The 9,092-nt window shown below is 33.1% G+C and carries 10 protein-coding genes; 1 reads left to right on the top strand and 9 read right to left on the bottom strand.

What is annotated here, in order from left to right; translation table 11 throughout:
* The 6 genes from AA81_RS05790 to AA81_RS05765 form a co-directional block, all read right to left on the bottom strand.
* The coding region (locus AA81_RS05790; protein ID WP_103898503.1) for a PspC domain-containing protein at window positions 1–377 on the bottom strand (377 nt) is incomplete at its 3' end.
* Between the two features lie 25 nt (window positions 378–402).
* Window positions 403–948 carry a DUF402 domain-containing protein gene (locus tag AA81_RS05785; RefSeq protein WP_103898502.1) on the bottom strand — a complete coding sequence of 182 codons (546 nt, stop codon included), beginning with the start codon at window positions 946–948 and terminating at the stop codon, window positions 403–405.
* Window positions 949–970: 22 nt separating this feature from the next.
* The gene (locus AA81_RS05780; protein ID WP_103898501.1) at window positions 971–2,203 is read right to left on the bottom strand and encodes a DUF1015 domain-containing protein; all 1,233 of its coding nucleotides are present in this window, start codon (window positions 2,201–2,203) and stop codon (window positions 971–973) included.
* Window positions 2,204–2,205: 2 nt separating this feature from the next.
* Window positions 2,206–2,637, bottom strand: a complete 432-nt coding sequence (gene ybeY, locus AA81_RS05775) for an rRNA maturation RNase YbeY (RefSeq protein ID WP_103898500.1) — start codon at window positions 2,635–2,637, stop codon at window positions 2,206–2,208.
* 13 nt (window positions 2,638–2,650) lie between these two features.
* Entirely contained in the window at window positions 2,651–4,066 is a 1,416-nt protein-coding gene (locus AA81_RS05770) for an HDIG domain-containing metalloprotein (RefSeq protein ID WP_103898499.1), read from the bottom strand.
* A gap of 18 nt (window positions 4,067–4,084) precedes the next feature.
* Window positions 4,085–4,966, bottom strand: coding sequence for a PhoH family protein (locus tag AA81_RS05765; protein WP_103077114.1), 882 nt, complete (start codon window positions 4,964–4,966; stop codon window positions 4,085–4,087).
* Between the two features lie 214 nt (window positions 4,967–5,180).
* Between AA81_RS05765 and ylqF the strand changes: the two genes are divergently transcribed.
* On the top strand, window positions 5,181–5,996 hold the full coding sequence (gene ylqF, locus AA81_RS05760) for a ribosome biogenesis GTPase YlqF (protein WP_103898498.1): 816 nt from the start codon (window positions 5,181–5,183) through the stop codon (window positions 5,994–5,996).
* Between the two features lie 25 nt (window positions 5,997–6,021).
* Here the strand turns inward: ylqF and pduL are convergent, their stop codons facing one another.
* The 3 genes from pduL to AA81_RS05745 all read right to left on the bottom strand — a co-directional run.
* On the bottom strand, window positions 6,022–6,612 hold the full coding sequence (gene pduL / locus AA81_RS05755; RefSeq protein WP_103077064.1) for a phosphate propanoyltransferase: 591 nt from the start codon (window positions 6,610–6,612) through the stop codon (window positions 6,022–6,024).
* Window positions 6,613–6,655: 43 nt separating this feature from the next.
* Window positions 6,656–7,753: a ribosome biogenesis GTPase YqeH gene (yqeH, locus tag AA81_RS05750; protein WP_103898497.1), complete on the bottom strand. Its 1,098-nt coding sequence runs from the start codon at window positions 7,751–7,753 to the stop codon at window positions 6,656–6,658.
* Window positions 7,754–7,901: 148 nt separating this feature from the next.
* The coding region (locus AA81_RS05745) for an MFS transporter (protein WP_103898496.1) at window positions 7,902–9,092 on the bottom strand (1,191 nt) is incomplete at its 5' end.

Here is a 9,092-nt window from a genome sequence, read left to right as displayed (position 1 = left end):
ACGATTTTGATAAAATTTCTAAAGAAAAATGTCGAAGGAGTTATTATACTTACCAAAATAATTAGCCCAATTACGATAAATAGTAATGCAAACAACCCTATAACGACTTTTCTGTCTTCATCTTCTAGATTATGTGAAATATGATGGTGCTCGGTTCCGGGTGTTTCTTCAAAATTATCAGAATAATGATTTTCTTGAGGTTCGGGAGGGATTATAAAAATTGCGATTATGTACAAAATAACCCCAAATCCCCAAACTAGGCTTAACACAATCCACAAAAGTCGTATGATAACTGGATCAATTTCGAAATACTCACCTAAGCCTCCACAAACACCGGCTAAAATCTTATTTTCTCTGGAACGATAAAGTTTTCTCAATTTTTTCCCCTCCAGTTATGAGTTATTATACTATACTAGTTTTGTTTTTCAAAAGCCAATTAATAGCATTGGTACCAAATCTGAGGTGAAGAGAGTCAATTACACCCAAATAATTAAAATCATTAATAAAATGCTCAAGAGTTATTAAATTTCTTTGCATATCGGATAAGGTAATCTTTTTGCATTCAAAAGCTTTTAATAATTCCCCCATATCAAGTATTTTGTATTTTAAGTCGTTATAAATGAGAAGATCCAATTCTTGATCTTGAAATTCAATATTGTCACTGCTGACATTGTATTTGCCAAAATCTATATAAACGAGATATTTAGACATTTCACCTTTCTCGTCGTGATAATAAGTTAGCATCACGTTGTCACTGGGGCATAATATGCGTTTTATAAAATCAACCGAGTTATGAGAAGATAAAATCTTCCATTTTCTTTTTATTCCATAAAGATTATTTTCAAATACCCTTATTTCATCTACTTGAATTTTTTCGTCAACGGCATGAGTTTTTATTTGTTCAATTTTGTTATTTAAATCAAATTTATAGTATTTTATAACTACCACCTCTAATGTGTGGAAGAAAGACCTAGCTTAATTCATGAATTAATAAGCCACTCCTCAATTTTGGTTCAAACCAAGTAGATTTAGGTGGCATTATCTTGTTCATCTCTGCAACTTTTAAGAGTTGATCTATTTGCGTGGGATACATAGAAAATCCAACTTTCCAATCTTTTTTGTCTACCCACTTTTCGATTTCTTTTACGCCTCTAATACCACCCAGAAAATATATTCTTGGATCAGTTCTTGGATCTTTTATGGAAAGTATGGGATCCAATAAGTATTTTTGCAATATTTGCACATCTAGGTTTTCAACAGGATCTTCACTTTCTTCACCTTTAAATGTTAGTTTGTACCATTTTTTTTGAAGATACATTCCAAAAGAGTGTGAGGAATCAGGAGAATAGGGTGAAAAAGGAGCTTCTTCTACTTGAAAATAGGAACTGATCTTTTTCAAAAATTCTTCTTCTTTTAAACCGTTTAGATCTTTAACTATTCTATTGTAAGGGAGTATTCTGAGTTCGTTGTGGGGGAAAATAGCAGCCATAAAATAATTGTAGGGTTTGTCCAAAGAGTAATTTGTGTCTTTTTCTTTCATTATTTTTTGAACTCTGGAAGCGGCAGCAGCTCTATGGTGCCCATCTACAATGTAAAGATATTCGATACTATTGAAAGCTTTTTCGATTTGTTCCCTTTCGTCTTCTTCCTGGATTTTGATAAGTTCATGTTTCACATTGTTTTCATCGCAAAAGGAATAAAGAATTTCCTTGTTTTTTATAAGCTGGTCAATGATTGCTTTTAAATCTTCTTGGGCTTTGTAGGTTAAGAAAACGGGTCCGGTTTGTGCATTTAGATTTAATATGTGATTTGTCCTATCGTCTTCTTTGTCTCTTCTTGTTAATTCATGTTTTTTTATAATTCCTTTATCGTACTCATCCACACTCACAACAGCAAAAAAGCCTGTTTGAGAAACCCCTTGCCAGGTTTCACGATAAATATAAAAGGATGGTTCGGAATCTTTAATTAACACCCCATTTTTAATAAAGGATTCAAGATTTTCTTTAGCTTTTTTGTAAATAGCCTCTTTAGAATCTTCTTCCGCCTCTATTTCGGACCTTGTTACCCTTAAAAAAGAATTGGGGTTTCTGGAGATTATTTCCTTAACTTCATCCTCCTCAAGTACGTCGTAGGGTGGGCAAGAAAAACACTGTTCTATCCCTTTATATGGTCTTAAAGCTTTAAAGGGCTTTACTGTAGCCAACTCTATCTCCTCCTGTCTTTAATTAATTGATGAAAATATTGATCTTGAACTTCAAACATCTTTTTGGCATCTTCTTCAGAGTTTTCATGATCATAGCCAACGATATGTAGTAAGCCATGAATAAGTATATAATAAAATTCTTCTTCAAAGGAATTGCCAAAATCAGGCGCTTGTTTTTCTATCCTTTCAACAGAAATAACAATATCTCCAATGACAGGTTCGTTTAAACCATAAGAAAAGGATAAAACATCCGTCGGTGTACTTTTACCTCTGTATTTATTGTATTCGCTTATACTCTTATCGTCGGTGATTAATATGTTTAATTCAAAATTTCCTTCGCCAACCTCATTTAGAAGAAGTTTTTTGGCGATATCTTTGATTTTTTTACTGTCTATCTTTCTTAAATCTTGTTGGTTTATAACGTTTATTTTCAAAGACGTTCTCCCTCTACTCTCTAAGTTCTTTTGCCTCAACTTTGGGATAGGATATCCTTTTATGATTCATTTCCATTATGGTTCTAATAATACGGCCTTTTATCTTTCTGATTTCTCTAAGTGTTAATCCACAATCGTCTAACTGTCCCTCAAAAAAAAGAGAGTTTATCAAATTATCAAGTTTTTCATTAAGATCCACAGCGCTTAACTCTTGCATGCTTCTTACCATGGCTTCGGTTACATCACATATCATTAGTATAGCAGCTTCCTTAAATTGAGGAATGGGTCCGGGATATCTGAACATGTTGGTATCTTTTATCCCTGTTTGATTATAATATTCGCTGTAAAAGAATTGCTTAACCCTTGTGCCGTGATGCTGTGCTATCATATCCTCTATCAGTATGGGTAAACGGTATTTTTTTGCCAATTCGATACCATAGGTAACATGGTTGTTTAATATCAGAGAACTTAATTTAGCACTTATATCAGAATGAGGGTTTTTATTCTTTTGGTTTTCTGAGAAAAACTGAGGTCTCCACACCTTCCCTATATCGTGGAAGTACGAACCTACTCTAGCTAACACCGTATTTCCATTGATAATTTCAGAGGAACTTTCCGCTAAGTTAGATATGATCATGCTGTGATAGTATGTTCCCGGTGCTTTCAAAGAAAGATTTTTTAGCAAAGGATTGCTTAAATTACCCAGTTCCAATAAACCGATCTCTGAATAAACTCTAGTTAAGTATTCAAAGAAGGGTAAGATACCCATAGTTACCAACATGCTTAAAAAATTGCTTTCGATTATTATGAGATAGTCCAAAGGGGTATAGTATAAGTTAATAACATAAGCAACGATAATTTGTGTTAAACTAGCCCATAAAAATGGTAGTATTATCTCTACTCTCCTTTTGATCTTTCTTGATGATAGTGCGACAACTGCTGCAGGTAAAAACAAAAAAATTGTGAACTTCAAGTCAAATCCGAATAAAATACCAAAGTAAGCGGAAAATATGAGGCCAGAAATTAAACCGGTAGAGTAATCTATTAGTAAGGTTATTATCAACGTACTCAATATGGTCGATATTGCAAATATATTCACATATTTATAAACAAAAAGATTCAGAATTATATTGAAAAAGAGCGGCGTTAGAAAAGCCGCCCAGTAATTTTTAGGATGAAGTTCAAACATTTTGTTCCTAGGTAACAAAAATTCTCCGATAAATATCCAAAATACAAGAAAAACGAGGTTAAAACTTAACTGAAAGTTCAATGAAATTCTGTGAAAAATGAGCCATTCAGCGAATAAGGATAAAAATATAAAAAGAATCACCCTAATTATAAAACCTTTATTTTTAGAAAAAAATAAATTTGCTTTTTGAAAAAGGCTTTTGCTGGTTTGTTTATTGTTTTCTGTATTTTTGCTCTTCATACAGTGGAAAACACTTCCTTATTCAGCGTTTTCATAATCTTCATAGGCTTTTATAATTTCTTTTACTAAAGGATTCCTTACCACATCGTTATTTGATAGTTCAATGAATTTTATCCCAGAAATGCTTCCATTCAACACCTTTCTAACCGATAGTAACCCTGAATCTTTCTTTTTTTCTAAGTCTATTTGGGTTACGTCACCGGTAATGACCGCCTTAGTGTTAAATCCTATCCTTGTTAAAAACATTTTCATTTGTTGATAAGTTGTATTCTGAGCTTCATCTAGAATAATATAAGAATTGTTTAACGTTCTACCTCTCATGTAGGCTAAAGGTAGTATTTCTATAATACCTTTTTCTCTGTATGAAATCAGTTTGTCTGTATCCATAAAATCAAGTAGGGCATCATATAACGGCCTTAAATAGGGATCGACTTTTTCATAAAAGCTACCAGGTAAAAAACCTAGTTTTTCTCCTGCTTCAACAGCTGGTCTTGTTAAAATTATCCTTTGAACTTTACCCGATCTTAAATAATCTACCGCCATAGCAACCGCTAGATATGTTTTGCCCGTTCCGGCTGGTCCTATACTAAAAACAATATCATTATTTTTTAAGTAGTCGATGTAATTTGCTTGACCTTCAGTTTTTGCGAATATTTGAGTACCCAAAATGCGAGTATTGATAACTTCTTTCATTGATTTTTTCTTTTCTTCAGTCTTAGAGCCATTCCCGTTGGTTTTATACCTAGAAACCACGTATTGGAATTCATCCCAATCGAGTAAATGACCCTCGTCTAAAATTTCTAAAAGTTCTGTGAATATCTTTGATGTTTTATTAACCGAGTCATCATCCTTTCCTTCGATGAAAATTTTTCTGTTTTTGTAATGTATATCTACGTTCATCTCTTTCTTGATGTACTTTGTTCGGCTATCATATGCCCCAAAAATTTCAATCGGTTCCACATTCTCAGGTATAGAGATAGAATATCTCAGAATAGATTATCCCTCCTCTTGGATTTTTTTACAAATTAAGGTATACTTTTATCACTTACATTATACCACAATTTAAGAAAAATAGGAATAATCGTGAAAATAACTGTTTAAAGGGGTTAAAAGCATGTGGTATCCGGGGCACATAGAAAAAACCAAATCCTTGATAAAAAAGCATTTAAAACTTGTCAACGCGGTAGTAGAAATTCTGGATGCAAGGGCTCCATACGCTAGCAGGGCATATGAAGAGCAACAACTTTTTAGAAACAAAAAAAGAATAATTATTCTGAATAAAAAAGATCTATGTGACATGAAAAAAACTAAGTTATGGGAAAAGTATTATAAAGAGAAAGGTGAGGATGCTTTTTCACTTAGCCTAAATGAATCCAATGTGAAAGACTTTTTTTTAAACCATATTTATCCCATCGTTCCTAAAAAGTTTAATGAAAAGTCGCTTATGATAGTTGGTATACCAAATGTTGGTAAATCTACCTTTATAAACCGTCTAAAAGGGAAAAAATCTGCTGCAGTTGGAAACAAGCCCGGAATAACAAGAGGTTTGCAATGGCTAACTGTATCAAAGGACTTAAAAATTCTTGATACACCAGGTGTGTTATATCCAAAACTTTTTAGCAAGAATCTTGTGAATAAATTAATTCTTATTGGCTCTCTAAAAGCAGAAGATTCAGAATTGGATGAGGCTCTCTTCTATCTTTTTGACTTTTTAAAGCAAGAGTATCCTAATATTTTGGATACAGTTTTAGAAGAATGGGACAACTGTGAAAATGCAGTTGAGTTCATAGAAAAATTTTCTATGAAAAGAAATTTTCTAAAAAAGGGCGGAGTTCCAGATTACGAAAGGGGAAGAAATATCTTTCTAAAAGAAGTGTCAGAAGGGAAATATGGGGGCATAACCTATGAAATACCTTCTGATATTGATTGAAAAAACCGGTGCAAACACCGGCTTTTTAGAATTTTTCTATAATTTTGACATAATCTCCGTTGCTGAGTAAAGCTGCATTGGCTTCGTCGATATCAACATGGAACTCTAATGCAAATTTTTCACTAACTCTGATCAAAACATCTTGAAAAATAAGTCTTCTTCCTTCTTTGTCACAATATACTGAAACTAAGTCTTTATCTTTAACACCATAATGTTCAGCATCCCTTGGCAGCATATGTATGTGCCTTTTGGCAATGATTACACCCTTCTTTAACTGTATTTCACCAACAGGTCCTTTTATTGTAATACCAGGGGTTCCCTCTATATCTCCTGAGTCTCTAACAGGAGGGGTTACTCCCAATTTAAAAGAATCGGTTCTAGAAATTTCCACTTGTGACTCTTTTCTTACAGGGCCTAATATTCTCACTTTTTGGAAAGTTCCCTTTGGCCCTATTAATTCTACACATTCTTCAGATGCATATTGTCCCGGCTGTCCTAATGGTCTTAAGGGAGTTAATTCATAACCTTCACCAAACAACTTTTCCAAATCCTCTTGTGATAAATGTACATGCCTATTTGATACCCCAACAACTACTCCTGGTTCTTTCAATTGCAACTTTTTACACCTCCATAAATGATGAAATCCTACTGAAATCTTCTTATTTCATCGACTTTCTTACCACGTATCTAAACTCTTTAGGTTTTGAAATTTCTGCTATTAAAGGGCCTCTTTTTACAGAAAACCATCCCGCTCCGGGAAGGGCTATATCATTGCCCTTATCAATCTTTACAATTCCTCTTTCAAACTCTATTTGGTTAAAATCAAAATTATCATTGTAAGGTGGAAATAGAATCTTTCTATTGTGAAGTAAATCATTAATTCTCTCTTCTTTTGCTCTATGAGCAGATATCTCTTCTGGAAGAAAAACCGTGATTATAGGAGGTAAATTGTTAACACCGTTCTTTAAAACTTTCAACCAGAACAATCCGCTGATAAAAAGAACATTTTTTTCATTCACGGTGAAAGTTTTAATCTTAATTTTTTTAGAAGGAATCATCTTAACTTGAGTATAAATATCAAAAAAATCGCACAATCTGTCTTGAGTGAAAATGCCGGGTGTATCGAACAATTGTAAATCTGTGTTAGGTACTTTTGCTTTTAATACCTTTAAAGTAGTTCCAGAATATGCACTTACAGTTATTTCTCCCCTCACAAGTCTATTTAAAAAAGATGATTTACCTACATTGGTTACACCTATTACCAATGCCTTTTGTTTCTCTGTTTGTAAAAGTAGTTTTTTTGTCTTTTCTATTCCCATACCCGTTTTAACACTGACCATTCTCACATGATCATCTGGTATATTTATGTCCATTTCTTTGATTCTGAAGAGCAACCACTTTTTTAATTTTGCGTAAGGTGTGCTTTTCGGCAAGAGATCGATTTTATTAACGATTAAAAAAATATTCTTCCCTTTTAATTTTTCAGCGATCTCTTTTCTAAATGTGCCTTCGAAATCTATTACATCGACTACCCAAAAAACAGTTTTGAAATCCCTTAAAATCTTGTCAATCTCATGGGAAAAATCGGAATTTATTTTGATAGGTAATAAATAATTATAATGCTTTAATTTAAAGCATCTTTGGCAAACTACAGATTCGTTATTTTCTATTTTTTCTTTTAGAACATTCTCAGGTATATACCCTGGTTTTTTAGGGTCTTCTGTTTGTATCTCTACACCGCAGCCTTCACATTTCATAATAATTATTTACTCCATTAAAAAATTTTTGAAAGGAACAAAATCCGCACTTATTTTCCCATAAAATAGTTTCTACCATTTGAACCTATGTTAAAAAAACCCGAATACTTAGATATTTCTAGGTATTCGGGCCAAAGGTTTTTGTCCCTCAATCTACTTCTTTTTTTAGAGTTTCAGGTAGAAAGATAAAGTTTAATATTCCTGTCAGCAAGAAAAGGATTGCAATCCCCATTAATCCTATATTTATGTTACCTCTTTCAAGAAAATATGAAGTATAAAAGGGTGCGATGAAACCTGAGAACCTCGTTAAGGCACCTGAAACACCGTTAGCTGTTCCTCTCATAGTTGTTGGATAAAGTTCAGGAGTATATGCATATGTTAAACCCCACTCACCCATGCAAAAAATAGAAACAACCAGACTAAAAATCAACACTAATATATTTGAAGAAACGCTGGCGAATATAACCGAAGAAATTGCCGTTCCTAAAGCAAACAATAAAACACTTTTTCTTCTTCCAATCTTCTCAATAAGATAGGCTGCTAATAAATAACCTGGTAACTGCGCTAAAAACATGTAAAAAGTGTACCAATCTGTTAAAACAACATCCACACCTTTCTGAGCTAAAATCCCTTTAACCCAAACGAAAATACCGTAATATCCAAAACTCATAGTAAACCATAAGAGAAGAATATTTAGGCTTCTAACTAAATAACCTTTTTTAAAAAGTGCATTAATAGTTACTTTTTCTTTCTTCGGTACTATAATTTTTTCTTTAATATTGTAATTAAAAAGTTTTTCAAACTCCTCTTTTTTCTCTCTTATTAGCAAATACTTTGGAGATTCTGGAACAGTAAATAAAAGCAAAAAGGGAATAAACCCAGCCCCTAAAAATATATAATCCAACCTCCAAGTAAAATTTCTAGCAATGAACATATGGACTATGGCTATAAATATGCTTCCAATAGCCCAACTGCTTTCTAGATAAACTAAGTATTTGCCCCTAATTGAAACATTCAAAAATTCGGTTAAATATGCGTTTAAAACAGGCATAGAACCACCAAAACCAATTCCAGATAAAATCCTAAAAATAATGAAAAGAGTTGGAGAACCTATAAAACCACTAAGAACACTGAAAAAACTTCCGATAAACAACAGAAACATTGCAGACTTCTTTCTGCCAAAGTAATCCGAGATAATTCCAGCACTCAATGTACCTATAAACATGCCTATAAAAGTGGAACTAGCGATCGTCGAGGCAAAAATGTTGGATAAGTTCCATTCTTGTGCAAGTAGCGGAAGAGTGAACGAAGTTATCATTACATATGCAGCTACAACAGC

The sequence above is a fragment of the Petrotoga halophila DSM 16923 genome (assembly GCF_002924615.1).
Note: the sequence above shows the minus strand (reverse complement) of the source record. Positions and strands in the feature narration are given on the sequence as shown.

Bases quoted from the DNA above. Each gene is read 5' to 3' on its own strand.
- yqeH (WP_103898497.1), bottom strand. From the start codon at position 7,753: ATGAAATGTGAAGGCTGCGGTGTAGAGATACAAACAGAAGACCCTAAA.
- AA81_RS05770 (WP_103898499.1), bottom strand. From the start codon at position 4,066: ATGAAGAGCAAAAATACAGAAAACAATAAACAAACCAGCAAAAGCCTT.
- ylqF (WP_103898498.1), top strand. From the start codon at position 5,181: ATGTGGTATCCGGGGCACATAGAAAAAACCAAATCCTTGATAAAAAAG.
- AA81_RS05765 (WP_103077114.1), bottom strand. From the start codon at position 4,966: ATGAACGTAGATATACATTACAAAAACAGAAAAATTTTCATCGAAGGA.